Source organism: Microbispora cellulosiformans (assembly GCF_008728085.1).
In the GTDB taxonomy this organism is placed as follows: domain Bacteria; phylum Actinomycetota; class Actinomycetes; order Streptosporangiales; family Streptosporangiaceae; genus Microbispora; species Microbispora amethystogenes.
Map to the genome: position 1 here is coordinate 633,687 of NZ_VYTZ01000001.1, position 13,674 is coordinate 647,360.

The following is a 13,674-nucleotide window of genomic DNA, read 5'->3' on the forward strand; positions in this document are numbered from 1 at the left end:
GCTAAGACGAGGGAAGAGCTTTCTCACACCGGTTGAACCGTGCTCCCAACTCATGGATTCGGTCGAGCAGTTCGGGTGGTTCGATGACGTGGAAATCGGCGCCGGACACGCCCAGCGTCATCACCGGCCAGTCCAGGGAGTCGGACGTCATGCGCACCCGGCAGTGCTCGTCGTCGACCTCCTCGATCATGCACCATCTGCCAATCCGTTCGCGTACGGTCGCGGCCGGGGCGTCGACCAGAACCTCCACCCGGTACGGCCGGGGCAGGCTGTCCCGGCCGGCCCGCACGAACTCGGCGACGTCCGCGGCGGGCAGTTCCCGGGGCCGGAACCGGGAACCGGTGTCGTGGGGCGCGGTGAGCCGGTCGATCCGGAAGCTGCGCCAGTCGTGCCGGACGAGGTCGTAGGCGAGCAGGTACCAGTGGCGGCCGAGACAGACCAGGCGATGGGGTTCGACATGGCGGTCGGTGCGCCGGCCGCCGGAGGCGGTGTAGGAGAAGCGGAGCTGTTCGCTGTCCCGGCAGGCCAGCGCGACCGTGGTGAGCACGCCCGGGTCGACGCCGGCCCTGGCCGGGCCGTCCCAGCCACCGCGCACGGTCATCGCGCGCAGCGCGTCGATCCGGCGCCGCAGCCGGGCCGGCATCACCCGCACCACCTTGGCCAGCGCCCGCACCGAGGCCTCGGCGATGCCCTCCACCGCCCCCTGGGCGGCGGCCTGCAGTCCCAGGGCCAGGGCCACCGCCTCGTCGTCGTCGATGACCAGAGGCGGCAGCGCCGCGCCCGGGGCGAGCTGGTAGCCGCCGTCCACGCCGCGCTGCGCCTCGACCGGATATCCCAGCTCCCGCAGCCGGTCGATGTCCCGGCGCAGGGTGCGGGCCGAGATTCCCAGCCGCTCGGCCAGTTCGGCGCCCGGCCAGTGCCGGTGGTTCTGCAGCAGGGACAGCAGCCGCAGCGTCCGGTCGCTGGTGTTCGCCATGGCGCGATTCTCCTGGAATTCAGGTCAGAAAGTGACCGCTGTGCCGCCTAGCGTGGGTTCTGACCGGCGATGCAGGACAGCGAAGGCGGAGATGATGAGCGAGACCACGACCCTCGGCGAGACGACCACCGGTGACCTCACGGACGGACCCGTCGCCACCGGCGAGCGAGCCGACCTGCTGGCGATGCTGGCCAAGCAGCGGCACTTCCTGCGCTTCACCACCCGCGATCTCACCGACGAGCAGGCCGGGCTGCGCACCACCGCCGGCGAGCTGTGCCTGGGCGGGCTGATCAAGCACGTCACCGCGGTAGAACGGATGTGGGCGGCCTTCATCCTGGACGGCCCGTCGGTCATGGGTGACTTCACCGCCATGACCGAGGCCGACTGGGCCCGGAGAGCCGACGAGTTCCGGCTGCTGCCCGGCGAGACGCTGGCCGGTGTGCTTGCCGACTACGCCGAGGCCGCGCGCCGGACCGACGAGCTGGTCGCCACCCTGGCCGACCTGGACGCCACCCAGCCGCTGCCGAAGGCCCCGTGGCATGAGCCCGGCGCGCGGTGGTCGGCCCGCCGGGTGCTGATGCACATCATGGCCGAGACCGCCCAGCACGCGGGCCACGCCGACATCATCCGCGAATCCCTGGACGGCGCCAAGAGCATGGGCTGACCCCCCGGCGGAGGCGTGGCGGGGTCAGGAACGCCTCGGCCATGAGCGCCGCGACGCCGATGCGCGGCAGGTCGCGCGACGCGGGAAAGACCAGGAACCGCGGCTCCCACGCCGGCCGGAACTTGGCGTTGAACCGGTACAGCGAGTCGATCTGGAACCAGCGGGACAGGAAGACGAGGACACCGCGCCAGGCCCGCGACACCGGTCCCGCGCCCAGGCGCTCCCCCCGGTCCAGCGCCGCCCGGAACACCGCGAAGTTGAGGGACACCCTGGTCACCCCGAGTTCCGGCGCGGCCTCCAGGGCCTTCGCGATCAGGAACTCGTTCAGGCCGGGATCGGCCCGGCGGTCGCGGCGCATGAGGTCGAGCGACAGCCCGTCGCGCCCCCATGGGACGAAGTGCAGGACGGCCCGGATCTCCCCCGCCGCCTCCCCGCTCCCGGACCCGGCGGCGGGGGACGACGCCTGCTCCGGGCCGTGGGCCGTGACCACCACGCATCCGGCGTCGGCGGGATCGCCGAACCGGCCCAGCGCCATCGAGAAGCCGCGCTCGGCCGTGGTGCCACGCCAGGAGACCGCCGCGGCGTGGATGCGGTCCCGCTCGGCCTCGGTCAGGTCGCCGACCCGCCGCACATGGCAGGTGTAGCCGAGACGCTCCACCCGGCGGACCATCTGCCGCACGTTGCGCATGGCCCGGCCCTCCAGGGTGAATCCGGCCACCTCGACCACCGCCTCGTCGCCGAGTTCCAGCGCGTCGAGACCGCCCTCCCTGGTCCACGCCTCGCCGCCGCTCTCGCCGCAGCCGATCACGGCCGGGATCCAGGCGTGCCGCCCGGCCTCCTCAAGGAAGCGGCGGATGGCCCCCGGCCAGGCCTCGGCGTCACCGAGCGGGTCGCCGCTGGCCAGCATCACCCCGGCCACGACGCGGTACGTCACCGCCGCCTTGCCACTGGGCGAGAAGATCACGCTCTTGTCCCTGCGGAGCGCGAAGTAGCCGAGCGAGTCCTGCCCGCCCCACTGGTCGAGCATGGCTCTGAGACGCCGCTCGTCGCCGGGGGTGAGCGCCGCTGCCGGGCGCTCCGGCCGCAGCGCGAGGTGGATGGTCGTGACGGCGGTGAGGGCGCCGAGGCCGGCGAGCGAGGACGACACCAGGGCACCGGCGTGCGCCGAGGCGTAACCGACGGGACCTTCCACGCCCGCGAGACCGAGGACGACCTGCCGCAACCGCTCCCCCGGACCGAGCCGGCCCGCGACGTCACGGGTGTGCGCGGCGACCAGCACCCATCCGATCACGAGGTCGAACACGCCGAGCACGACCAGGTTCCCCAGGGCGCGCCAGCGGGAGCGCGGGTCGGGCAGGGCGTAGAACTCCGCCCTGCTCAGCAGCAGCACCCCGAACAGCAGCAGCGAGACCGAAGCGGCGAGGGGGTGCCGCCAGCGCAGCGCCTCCAGGACGGCGCCCAGGGGCAGCAGCACCACCACCGCCCGCCAGGCCCGCGTCTTCCGCCGCCTGAGGGCGTGGGCCAGCATGATCAGCAGGATTCCGACCAGGAGAGAGGCCGTCTCGGCCAGCGTGGTGACGCTGCCCGGCAGGATGCCCGCGATCTCGCTGATCCTGCTCGTACGGAAGCGCGGGGCGACGCCGTTGACGATGTCCAGCGCCCCGATCAGCAGCGCGGCCCGGCCCGCCGCCGCGGGCACCCAGGGACGCGCGATCCTCGCCCGTACGGAGTGCGTCCGAACACTCACGATATGTGAGGATAAGTGATGTTATCGCGCTCGCAGCGACGTGATTCCGATCCTTGCCCGGGTGCTTACCCCGCCCGGACCGCGCCTCAGTGCCGCTCGGCGGCCTCGACGACGTTGGCCAGCAGCATGGCCCGGGTCATCGGCCCCACCCCGCCGGGGTTGGGGGCGACGAAACCCGCGACCTCGCGTACGTCGGGGGCCACGTCACCGGCGATCTTCCCGTCGACCCGGGACACGCCCACGTCGAGCACGGCCGCGCCCGGCTTGACCATCTCCGCGGTGACGAGGTGGGGCACCCCGGCCGCGGCGACGACGATGTCCGCCCGGCGCACGTGGGACGCCAGGTCCTGGGTGCCGGTGTGGCAGAGAGTCACGGTGGCGTTCTCCGCGCGCCGGGTGAGCAGCAGGCCGAGCGGCCGGCCCACGGTGATGCCCCGGCCGACGACGACGACCTCGGCGCCCTTGATCGGCACGCCGTACCGCTGGAGCAGCACCACGATGCCGCGCGGGGTGCACGGCAGCGGGGCGTCGACCATGTGGACGAGCCTGCCCAGGTTGACCGGGTGGAGGCCGTCCGCGTCCTTGGCCGGGTCCATCCGCTCGATGAGCGCCTGGGTGTCCAGGTGCCGCGGCAGCGGAAGCTGGACGATGTAGCCCGTGCAGGCCGGATCGGCGTTCAGCTCGTCGACCGCGGCCTCCACGTCGGCCTGGGTGGCGGTGTCCGGAAGGTCCTTCCGGATGGAGGTGATGCCGACCTCCGCGCAGTCGCGGTGCTTGCCCGCGACGTAGATCTGGCTGCCCGGGTCGTCACCGACCAGGATGGTGCCCAGACCGGGGGTGATGCCCCGGTTCGCCAGGGCCTTCACCCGCTCCGCCAGCTCGCCCTTGATCGTGGCGGCGGTCGCCTTGCCGTCCAGAAGCCGCGCGGTCATCGCACTCCCCAGTCCTTCTCAGGTGGTCTTACTGAGCCCCCTCGCGGCGCTCGATGATCCGGCGGGTGAGAGGGATGAACTCCACGCCCTTCCACCCGAGGTACGCGGCCAGGGCCGCGATGGGAAGCAGCGCGAGGGGGCTGTTCCACACGCCGTTCATCAGGGTGAAAGAGGTCGTGAGCATATCAACGGGCATGAAGGGACTCCGGGGGAGGACGAGTGGGGCGTTTCAGGCTAACCGCACCACAAGGGTGATCGTGCCGTTTCCGCCCTATCTGTCCGTCGAGTGCCCTTCGATCGCGTCACTCCCACGGCTGCCCATGCTTCTGTCAGTGGAAGAAGTGGCGGGTGCCGGTGAAGTAGAGCGTGATGCCCGCCTCCTTGGCGGCCTCGACGACCTGGTCGTCGCGGATCGATCCGCCCGGCTCCACGATCGCCTTCACTCCCGCCTCGGTCAGCACCTGCAGGCCGTCGGGGAAGGGGAAGTACGCGTCGGACGCCCCGACCGATCCGGCCGCGCGCTCACCGGCCCGCGATACCGCCAGCCGGGCCGAGTCGACCCGGTTGACCTGGCCCATCCCGACGCCGACGGTCGCGCCGCCGGACGCGAGGAGGATCGCGTTGGACTTCACCGAACGGCAGGCCCGCCAGGCGAAGGCGAGATCGGCCAGCACCTCGGGCGAGGCCGGCTCGCCGGCCCTGAGCTCCCAGCCGGACGGGTCGTCGCCGGGGGCGTCCACCCGGTCGACCGTCTGCACGAGGAGGCCGCCGTCGACGCGGCGGAACTCCGCGGCGTTCGCCGGTCCCGACGGGCAGGCGAGCAGCCGGATGTTCTTCTTCTCCCGCAGGACCTCCAGCGCGTCCGCCGCGAACGACGGCGCCACCACGACCTCCGTGAAGATCGGCGCGATCTGCTCGGCCAGCGCGCGGGTCACCTCGCGGTTCACCGCGATCACCCCGCCGTACGCCGAGACCGGGTCGCACTCGTGCGCCTTGCGGTGCGCCTCGGCCACGTCCGCGCCCACGGCGATGCCGCAGGGGTTGGCGTGCTTGATGATGGCGACGCACGGCTCGGCGAAGTCCCAGGCGGCCCGCCAGGCGGCGTCGGCGTCCACGTAGTTGTTGTAGGACATCTCCTTGCCGTGGAGCTGCTCGGCGTTGGCCAGGCCGTCCGTGCCGCCGGTGTAGAGCGCCGCTCCCTGGTGCGGGTTCTCGCCGTACCGCAGGGCCGCCTTGCGCTTCCACGCCGCGCCCATGAACGACGGCCACTCGCCCTCGGGGGCGTACACGTTGCCGAACCACGACGCCACCGCGACGTCGTACGCGGCGGTGTGCGCGTAGGCCGTGGCGGCGAGCCTCCTGCGCTCGGTCAGCGTGAAGCCTCCCTCCGCGGCCGCGGCCAGCACGTCGCCGTAAGCCCTGGGGTCGACGACCACGGCCACCGTGCCGTGGTTCTTGGCGGCGGCCCGGATCATCGCGGGGCCGCCGATGTCGATCTGCTCGACGCACTCGGCGTCCGAGGCGCCGGAGGCGACCGTGGCGGCGAACGGATAGAGGTTCACCACCGCGAGCTGGAACTGCTCGATCTCCAGCTCCTCCAGCTGCTTCACGTGCGAGGGGTTGCCGCCGTCGGCGAGCAGCCCGGCGTGCACCCGCGGGTGGAGGGTCTTGACCCGGCCGTCCAGGCACTCGGGGAAGCCGGTGAGCGACTCCACCCTCGTGACGGGCACGCCGTAGGAGGCGATCGCGGCGGCGGTGCCGCCGGTCGACACGATCTCCACGCCCGCGGCCTCAAGCCCCCGCGCCAGGTCTTCCAGACCCGTCTTGTCGTAAACGGTGATGAGCGCACGGCGGATGGCGATGCGGGTCACTTCGTGGTCCTTCCTGATGTCGTGCCCAGGCGTACGGTGCGCCCGGTCGTGGTCCAGCCCTCGCGGGCCATCCGGCCGACCATCTCGACCAGAAGCGCGCGCTCGACGGTCTTGATCCGCTCGTGCAGCGACTTCTCGTCGTCGCCCTCCAGCACCGGCACCGCCTCCTGGGCGATCACCGGGCCGGTGTCCACGCCCGCGTCGACCAGATGCACGGTGCAGCCGGTGACGCGGACGCCGTACGCGAGCGCGTCGCGCACCGCGTGCGCGCCGGGGAAGGCCGGCAGCAGCGCCGGATGGGTGTTGACGACCGGGAACGCGGCCAGCACGCGAGGGCCGAGGATCTTCATGAACCCGGCGGAGACCACGAGGTCGGGCCGGTGCCCGGCGATGCGCACCGCCAGCCTCTCGTCCCATTTGTCCCGGTCGGGGTAGTCGCCTACCCTCTCGACGAACGTGGGGACGCCCGTGCGCTCGGCCCGCGCCAGGCCCTCGATGTCGTCGCGGTCGGCTCCGACGGCGACCACCGTCGCGCCGTACGCGTCGTCGGAGGCGGCGTCGAGCAGCGCTTGCAGGTTGGTCCCCGATCCCGAGACGAGGACCAAAAGCCGGAAGGACAGGGCGGAACTCCTTCGTGAGCTGGCTTCGTTTTGCAGGTGATTACCGGGAGATGGTTCCTTAGAGATGGTCGCGCGTGGAGGGCAGGCCCTCGACGCAGCTAAAGCGTATCGGGCGCCGGCCATCTGGATTCACGACGGGCTATGCGAACGCGAGGCGAGGAGACCGTGACAACATCCCTTGAGACTTCGGCCCCCACGACAGGAGGGCGCAGGGCGCTGGCCCTGGCCGTCACGGCGCTGGTCTTCACCCTGCTGCTGCCGCCCGCGGGGCTGGCGCTGTCGGTTTTCGCGTTCGTCGTGGCCGTCCGCGATCTTCGCCTGCTGAACCGCGCGCGGCAGGGCATCGGCATGGCGACGGGAGCCGTGGTGCTGTCGACGCTCGCGTTCGTCCTGGGCGCCGTCACGACGGCCTTCCAGCTCTACTTCTCGGCGGAGCTCAACGCCTACACCGAGTGCCGCAAGGGCGCGGGCACGGTGGCCGCTCAGCAGCAGTGCTCCGACCAGCTCATGCGGGCCTTCGAGGACAAGCTCGGCATGGCCTGGCCCGCCTCGGTGCCCGCCCCCGCCTGACGCCCCCGCGTGACCGGCACTCCTCCGGTTTGCCCTTGACGTACGGGTCAGGGTTTACCGTCGCGGCGGCGTGCGGGCGGGTCCGCACGGCCGCTCACGTCGTCGCGCGAGGAGAGACGCATGCCCGAGACACCGCCCGGCACCGTACGGGAGATCCGGCTCGCCGAGGTTCCGGCCGGTCTGCCCGGCCCCGAGCACCTGGCCGTCGTGGAGGTCCCACCGCCCGTGCCGGTGGCCGGTGAGGTCTTGGTGCGCAACCGCTGGTTCCAGGTCTTTCCGGCGTTGCGCACTTTGATGGCCGGGGGCGTGCCGGGCGCGCCCTTTCCGCCCCTGCGGCCCGGCGACACGTTGTTCGGCCCGGCCGTCGGCGAGGTCGTCACGGCCGGGGAGGGCGTGCGCCTGCGGCCGGGCGACCTGGTCTCGCACTTCCAGGGCTGGCGCGAGTACGCCGTGGTCCCCGCGTCCGAGCCGCTGGCCGGCTCCCTGCCCGATCCCGCCGCGCACCTCGCCCCGGGGGCCACGGCGTACGCGGCCCTGACGCGGATCGCGGGCCTGCGCCCGGGAGAGACGGTTTTCGTCAGCGGGGGCGCCGGAGGCGTCGGGTCGCTCGCGGGTCAGATCGCCCGCCTGCTGGGCGCGGCGCGCGTGATCGGCAGCACCGGTTCGGCCGCGAAGGCCGAGCGCATGACCGCCGAGCTCGGCTACGACGCGGTCGTGCTCCGCGACGGCGGCCCGATCGGCGCGCGGCTGGCCGAAGCCGCGCCCGAGGGCGTCGACGTGGTCGTCGACAACGTCGGCGGCGAACAGCTCCGCGCGGCGGTCGACGCGGCACGGCCCGGCGCCCGCATCGTCCTGGTCGGCACGCTGGCCACCCAGCTGTCGGCGGCGTCCACCGGCGCGACCGCCCCGGTGGAGCTGGACACCTTCCAGCTCATCCTGCGGAACATCACCCTCCGGGGCCTGACCGGCGTCGACGCGGCGACCGCCGCGGAGTGGACGGAACGCTTCGGCGCCTGGCTCCGCTCGGGATCCATCTCCTTCCCGCACACGCGGATCTCGGGCCTCGACCGCGCGCCGCTGGCCCTGCGCGGGCTCTTCGACGGCCGGCACGTCGGCACGGTCGTCGTGGAGCCATGACAACGCGGCTCTGATCATGCGACCGTAGAGGTGCGATCGCGACGAACCGGGCGACACGGCGTGACGGTGGAGGCGGGATGGGCATGCGGATCGGCGACGCCGCGGCGGCGACGGGGACCACTCCGCGCGCCCTGCGCTTCTACGAGCAGCGCGGGCTGCTCCTCCCGCCGCGCACCGCGTCGGGTCAGCGGGAGTACGGCCCGCGTGAGATCGCCCGCGTCCGTCTGGTGCGCCAGTTGCTCGCCCTCGGCCTGACCGTCGAGGACGTCGCCGGCTGCGCCGACCGCCTGGACCTGCTGGAGGGCGACGCCCTCCCGCCGTACGGCTCCCCCGGCTGCACGGGCGGCACGGGGGTCGTCCAGCGCCGCATCGCCGCCCTGAACGACGAGATCGGCCGCCTCACCCGCCTGCGGGACCGCCTCGCCGCGACCGTCCCCGAACCCGGGCGATCGGTGGGCCGGTGAGGCCTCAGTCGCGGTCCCAGGCGTAGGGGTCGACGTAGATGACGTGGCCCCCGCGGTCGTCGGTCTCGTCGACGATGTCCGTACGCGGCTTCGGGGCGGCGGCCGCGGGGGGTTTGCGCGGCGGCTGCGACCGGCTCCGCCGGGCGGTCATGGCGTCGAACGTCTCCGCCGTCGCCGCGGCGTGCTCGTCGGTCCAGTCGTCCCTGATCACCGGGATCGGCTGGGTCTCCGCCTCGGTGGCGTCCAGCCAGTGCCCCGGCAGATGGGCGCCCCGGGCCGGCCGCACCTTCCCGGCCGCCTTGGCGATCACGGCCCCGGCCTTCCTGACCGGCTCCGGCGGGGTCGCCGGCCGCCGGGAGATCAGCCACCAGTTGGCGATGCCGGCCGAGATCCCGGCGGCCACGCCGACCTCCAGCGCGACCGACAGCGCCACCTCCCAGGGGGAGGGCCCCACGGCGGCCAGCCCGGCCCCGCCGAGCGGGCCGCCCGACAGCGCCGCGAGCGTCCCCGCCGCGAGCCCGCTGGTGATCCCGCAGACGAAGCCCCACAGCGGCGCGGCCTCGATCGAGGGAGTCGGCGCCACGCGGGCCGTCACCACGCCCGCGACCGCCCCCGCGGCGAAGGGCACCGCGATCACCGACATGACCCACGGGGGCGCGGTGCCGGACGGCGGCAGCGCGCCGAGCAGCGGCAGCATGGGGACCGCGCTCAGCTTGACCCCGGTGGGCGCGACCAGCGTTCCCGCGCCCACCGCGAAGCCCGGTCCCGCGATGTACGCCATTCCCCAGATCACGGCGTTGAAGAAGTAGAGCACCTCCAGGAGCAGGAGCAGCAGGCCGCCGACCAGGCCGGGGCTGAGGATCTCCGACATCTGCTGGATCCGGGTGAAGTTGACCGCCACGGTCACGAGGACGAGCACCGCCCCGGCCGTGAGGAGCAGCGCGGTCGCGACGGCCGTACCGGCGACGAGTGAGCGCGGCCGCTCGGGCAGCAGGCGCAGCATCGACCGCCACGGCCCGATCGTGCGGGCGGTGGCCACCGACCCCGTGACGAAGGCCAGCAGCAGGTGGCTGACGAGCGCCTCGCCCGGGAACGGCTGCATGATCTCGTTGCGTGACACCAGCGCGATCACCCCGGCGAGCAGCGCGTACGGCGCGGCCAGCGAGATGCCGGCCTGGGCGATGAGCGCGAGCTGGGCGCGGCGGCGGGCGTTCTCGACGTCGCGGGGGGTGCCCTTCGGCAGCCGGGCCGGCATCCTCACCCGCAGGTCGGCGTCGCGGGCCATCCACAGGCCCGCCCGGTAGAGCAGCGCGCCGGGCAGGATCATGAGCCCGATGGGCAGCAGGCCCACCCGGCCGCCGGGGATCGCGAACCCGGCGTGGTGGGCGGCCAGCCAGAGCTGGCAGGCGGTGCGGAACACGCCGGGCAGGCCCTCGCCGAAGGGCCCCCGGGGGGCGGCCATCCAGCCGACGAGCGTGAGCGTGGTGAGCACGGCGAGGCCGACGCCGAGCGTCCAGAACGCGGCCAGCATGCCGGAGACGGGAAGCGGACGGCGGCTCTCCTCGTCGTCGCCGGGGCCCACGCGGCCGAGGACGGCGCGGGGACCGGTCCTGAATTGATCGAGAAGTCCCGTCACGCTACCTCATAATCCCAGCGCGGCCCCCGCACGCCACGTCGCCACGCCGTTCATCCCTGCTCGAAATGGGATGATCTTGCAGTCACCGCCCGCGGCCGTGATACGCATCGTGACCTCACGCCGCCCAGGGAGCGCGAGGTCACGAACGGCGAAACCGCCGGGAGAACGGCCGGACCGCCGGAGACCCGCGGGACCACCGGCGGCCTGTCCGGCACGACTCCGGGGCCGCTGCTCCGGAGCCACTGCCCGATCGTCAGGACATGAGCTCGCGCATGAGGCGGGCGGTCTCGCTGGGAGTGCGGCCGACGCGGACGCCGACCTTCTCCAGGGCTTCCTTCTTGGCCTGGGCGGTGCCGGCGGAGCCGGACACGATCGCGCCGGCGTGGCCCATGGTCTTGCCCTCGGGCGCGGTGAACCCGGCGACGTAGGCGACGACCGGCTTGGTGACGTGCTCGTCGATGTAGGCCGCGGCCCGCTCCTCGGCGTCGCCGCCGATCTCGCCGATCATCACGATCGCGTCGGTCTCCGGGTCGTCCTGGAACGCCTGGAGCGCGTCGATGTGCGTCGTGCCGATCACCGGGTCGCCGCCGATGCCGACGCAGGTGGAGAAGCCGATGTCGCGCAGCTCGTACATGAGCTGGTAGGTCAGCGTGCCCGACTTCGACACCAGGCCGACGCGGCCCTTGGTGGTGATGTCGGCCGGGATGATCCCGGCGTTGGACGCGCCGGGCGAGGCGATGCCGGGGCAGTTCGGCCCGATGATGCGGGTCTTGTTGCCCTTGGAGACGGCGTACGCCCAGAACTCGGTGGTGTCGTGGACCGGCACGCCCTCGGTGATGACCACGCAGAGCGGGATCTCGGCGTCGATGGCCTCGCGGACGGCCGCCTTGGTGTGCGCCGGGGGCACGAAGACGACGGAGACGTCGGCGCCCGTCTGCTCCATGGCCTCCTTGACGGTGCCAAAGACCGGCAGGCCCTCGTGCGTGACGCCGGCCTTGCGGGCGTTGACGCCGCCCACGACGTTCACGCCGGCGGCGAGCATGCGGCGGGTGTGCTTGGTGCCCTCACCGCCGGTCATGCCCTGAACGATGATCTTGCTGTTCTCGGTGAGCCAGATAGCCATTACGCACCTACCGCGGCGAGCTCGGCGGCGCGCTTGGCCGCTTCGTCCATCGTGTCGACCAGCTCGACGCGCGGGAGCGCGGCGTCGGCCAGGATCTGCCGCCCGAGAGCGGCGTTGTTGCCGTCCAGACGGACGACCAGCGGGTGGGTCACTTCCTCGCCACGGCTCTCCAGCAGCTTGAATGCCGAGACGATGCCGTTGGCGACCGCGTCGCAGGCGGTGATGCCGCCGAAGACGTTCACGAAGACCGACTTCACCGACGGGTCGGACAGGATGATCTCCAGTCCGTTCGCCATGACCTCGGCCGAGGCCCCGCCGCCGATGTCGAGGAAGTTGGCCGGCTTGGGCCGCCCGGGGAACTCCTCGCCCGCGTACGCCACGACGTCCAGCGTGGACATGACCAGGCCGGCGCCGTTGCCGATGATGCCGACGTCGCCGTCCAGCTTCACGTAGTTGAGGTGCTTCTCCTTGGCCCGGGCCTCCAGCGGGTCCTCCGCGGCCTTGTCGACGTACGTCACGTGCTCCGCCTGGCGGAAGTCCGCGTTGTCGTCGAGGGTGACCTTGCCGTCGAGCGCCTTCACCTGGCCGTCGGCCGACAGGATCATGGGGTTGACCTCGACGAGGGAGGCGTCTTCGTCCACGAAGACGGCCCAGAGCTTCTCGATCAGCTCGGCGGCGCCGTCCAGCGCCTGCTGCGGGAGGCCGCCGGCCACCGCGATCTCGCGGGCCCTGGCGCGGTCGATGCCCGTCAGCGGGCTGACCGGCACCTTCGCCACCTTCTCCGGCGCGGTGTGCGCGACCTCCTCGATGTCCATGCCGCCGGAGGCGGAGCAGATCGCGAGGAACGTACGGTTGGCACGGTCGAGGAGGAAGGAGAAGTAGTACTCCTCCGCGATCTGGCTGGCCTCCTCGATCAGGACCTTGTGGACCGTGTGGCCCTTGATGTCCATGCCGAGGATCCGCGTCGCCTTGTCGTACGCGTCGGCGGCGTCGTCGGCCACCTTCACGCCGCCGGCCTTGCCGCGCCCGCCGGTCTTGACCTGGGCCTTGACGACAACGCGTCCGGTGAGCTGCTCGGCAGCCGCGCGCGCCTCATCCGCGGTGTGCGCCACGATTCCGCGCGGCACCGCGATGCCGTACTCCGCGAAGAGCTCCTTCGCCTGATGTTCGAACAGGTCCACGAGGGTCCGTCCCTTTTGATGTCCGAGGCCGGGCGCCGTCGTCCCGCCCGGCTATTCCGCGCAAGAAGCCTAGTCCCCGCGCGAGCATGGCCTTGTCATCGGGTCACCCGGAGCCTTGCCTTCAACCCTCGATTACGGCAAGGTTGGGCAAAATGCCTAAACGGTGGCGGGAACCGCAGAACGGACCCAGTCCACGATCTCCTGCGTCGTGGAGCCCGGCGTGAATATCCGCGCCACCCCCATCCGCTCCAGTTCGGGGATGTCGGCCTCGGGGATGATGCCGCCGCCGAACACGACGATGTCCTCGGCGTCCTCCTCGCGCAGCACCTCGAAGAGCCGGGCGAACAGCGTCATGTGGGCGCCCGACAGGATGGACAGCCCGATGGCCGCCGCGTCCTCCTGGATCGCCGTGCGGACGATCTGCTCCGGCGTCTGGTGCAGCCCGGTGTAGACGACCTCCATGCCCGCGTCCCGCAGCGCCCGCGCCACGACCTTGACGCCGCGGTCGTGTCCGTCGAGCCCCGGCTTGGCGACGACGACCCGAATCCTGCCTGCCATGAAGACCTCCCAGATGGTGCCGCTGCCCGAAGCGTAACCGCCGGGACGGCGAACCCTCCCCCGCGCCCGCTCGCCGCGCCCGCTGGGGAGCGGCTCAGCCGTCCGCCCCCGCCGCGCGCAGCAGCGCGCGCAGGCCGTCGACGAGCCCCTGCCGTTCTCCCGGGGTCATGGTCCGTACGGCCCCTCCGCCGTCCT

Annotated in this window: 14 protein-coding genes; 4 read left to right on the forward strand and 10 right to left on the reverse strand. The window is 72.6% G+C overall.

The window, feature by feature from the left end; genetic code table 11:
* Position 1 precedes the first annotated feature (1 nt).
* Entirely contained in the window at positions 2–976 is a 975-nt protein-coding gene (locus F5972_RS02575; protein ID WP_150930671.1) for a helix-turn-helix transcriptional regulator, read from the reverse strand.
* 94 nt (positions 977–1,070) lie between these two features.
* Here F5972_RS02575 and F5972_RS02580 point away from each other — a divergent pair, with 94 nt between their 5' ends.
* Complete coding sequence (locus tag F5972_RS02580; protein WP_150930672.1) at positions 1,071–1,640, forward strand: DinB family protein; 570 nt, start codon at positions 1,071–1,073, stop codon at positions 1,638–1,640.
* Here the strand turns inward: F5972_RS02580 and F5972_RS02585 are convergent.
* From F5972_RS02585 to purN, 5 genes are all read right to left on the reverse strand, one after another.
* Positions 1,600–3,387: a phosphatidylglycerol lysyltransferase domain-containing protein gene (locus F5972_RS02585; protein WP_225311107.1), complete on the reverse strand. Its 1,788-nt coding sequence runs from the start codon at positions 3,385–3,387 to the stop codon at positions 1,600–1,602. The genes F5972_RS02580 and F5972_RS02585 overlap by 41 nt on opposite strands.
* 86 nt (positions 3,388–3,473) lie before the next feature.
* Positions 3,474–4,319 carry a bifunctional methylenetetrahydrofolate dehydrogenase/methenyltetrahydrofolate cyclohydrolase gene (locus F5972_RS02590; protein ID WP_150930676.1) on the reverse strand — a complete coding sequence of 282 codons (846 nt, stop codon included), beginning with the start codon at positions 4,317–4,319 and terminating at the stop codon, positions 3,474–3,476.
* 28 nt (positions 4,320–4,347) lie between these two features.
* Complete coding sequence (locus tag F5972_RS36875) at positions 4,348–4,503, reverse strand: hypothetical protein (protein WP_191909940.1); 156 nt, start codon at positions 4,501–4,503, stop codon at positions 4,348–4,350.
* A 145-nt stretch (positions 4,504–4,648) separates the two neighbouring features.
* Positions 4,649–6,190, reverse strand: a complete 1,542-nt coding sequence (gene purH, locus F5972_RS02595) for a bifunctional phosphoribosylaminoimidazolecarboxamide formyltransferase/IMP cyclohydrolase (RefSeq protein WP_150930678.1) — start codon at positions 6,188–6,190, stop codon at positions 4,649–4,651.
* Positions 6,187–6,810, reverse strand: a complete 624-nt coding sequence (gene purN / locus F5972_RS02600) for a phosphoribosylglycinamide formyltransferase (protein ID WP_225311149.1) — start codon at positions 6,808–6,810, stop codon at positions 6,187–6,189. Before purN ends, purH begins: the two co-directional genes overlap by 4 nt.
* Before the next feature lie 165 nt (positions 6,811–6,975).
* Here purN and F5972_RS02605 point away from each other — a divergent pair, with 165 nt between their 5' ends.
* The 3 genes from F5972_RS02605 (at position 6,976) to F5972_RS02615 (ending at position 8,981) form a co-directional block, all read left to right on the forward strand.
* Positions 6,976–7,380: a hypothetical protein gene (locus F5972_RS02605; protein WP_150930683.1), complete on the forward strand. Its 405-nt coding sequence runs from the start codon at positions 6,976–6,978 to the stop codon at positions 7,378–7,380.
* A gap of 120 nt (positions 7,381–7,500) precedes the next feature.
* Positions 7,501–8,517 carry an MDR family NADP-dependent oxidoreductase gene (locus tag F5972_RS02610; RefSeq protein ID WP_150930685.1) on the forward strand — a complete coding sequence of 339 codons (1,017 nt, stop codon included), beginning with the start codon at positions 7,501–7,503 and terminating at the stop codon, positions 8,515–8,517.
* A gap of 77 nt (positions 8,518–8,594) precedes the next feature.
* Positions 8,595–8,981, forward strand: coding sequence for a MerR family transcriptional regulator (locus tag F5972_RS02615; RefSeq protein ID WP_225311108.1), 387 nt, complete (start codon positions 8,595–8,597; stop codon positions 8,979–8,981).
* Between the two features lie 4 nt (positions 8,982–8,985).
* Here the strand turns inward: F5972_RS02615 and F5972_RS02620 are convergent, their stop codons facing one another.
* From F5972_RS02620 to F5972_RS02635, 4 genes are all read right to left on the reverse strand, one after another.
* Entirely contained in the window at positions 8,986–10,617 is a 1,632-nt protein-coding gene (locus F5972_RS02620; RefSeq protein WP_150930687.1) for a cell division protein PerM, read from the reverse strand.
* A 253-nt stretch (positions 10,618–10,870) separates the two neighbouring features.
* Positions 10,871–11,740, reverse strand: a complete 870-nt coding sequence (gene sucD / locus F5972_RS02625) for a succinate--CoA ligase subunit alpha (RefSeq protein WP_111698408.1) — start codon at positions 11,738–11,740, stop codon at positions 10,871–10,873.
* Entirely contained in the window at positions 11,740–12,921 is a 1,182-nt protein-coding gene (sucC, locus tag F5972_RS02630; RefSeq protein WP_150930689.1) for an ADP-forming succinate--CoA ligase subunit beta, read from the reverse strand. Before sucC ends, sucD begins: the two co-directional genes overlap by 1 nt.
* A gap of 156 nt (positions 12,922–13,077) precedes the next feature.
* Positions 13,078–13,479 (reverse strand): cobalamin B12-binding domain-containing protein, encoded by a 402-nt coding sequence (locus F5972_RS02635; protein WP_111698412.1) that lies wholly within the window; start codon positions 13,477–13,479, stop codon positions 13,078–13,080.
* Between the last annotated feature and the right edge of the window lie 195 nt (positions 13,480–13,674).

Bases quoted from the DNA above. Each gene is read 5' to 3' on its own strand.
- F5972_RS02575 (WP_150930671.1), bottom strand. From the start codon at position 976: ATGGCGAACACCAGCGACCGGACGCTGCGGCTGCTGTCCCTGCTGCAG.
- F5972_RS02580 (WP_150930672.1), top strand. From the start codon at position 1,071: ATGAGCGAGACCACGACCCTCGGCGAGACGACCACCGGTGACCTCACG.
- F5972_RS02590 (WP_150930676.1), bottom strand. From the start codon at position 4,319: ATGACCGCGCGGCTTCTGGACGGCAAGGCGACCGCCGCCACGATCAAG.
- F5972_RS36875 (WP_191909940.1), bottom strand. From the start codon at position 4,503: ATGCTCACGACCTCTTTCACCCTGATGAACGGCGTGTGGAACAGCCCC.
- F5972_RS02610 (WP_150930685.1), top strand. From the start codon at position 7,501: ATGCCCGAGACACCGCCCGGCACCGTACGGGAGATCCGGCTCGCCGAG.
- F5972_RS02615 (WP_225311108.1), top strand. From the start codon at position 8,595: ATGGGCATGCGGATCGGCGACGCCGCGGCGGCGACGGGGACCACTCCG.
- sucD (WP_111698408.1), bottom strand. From the start codon at position 11,740: ATGGCTATCTGGCTCACCGAGAACAGCAAGATCATCGTTCAGGGCATG.
- F5972_RS02635 (WP_111698412.1), bottom strand. From the start codon at position 13,479: ATGGCAGGCAGGATTCGGGTCGTCGTCGCCAAGCCGGGGCTCGACGGA.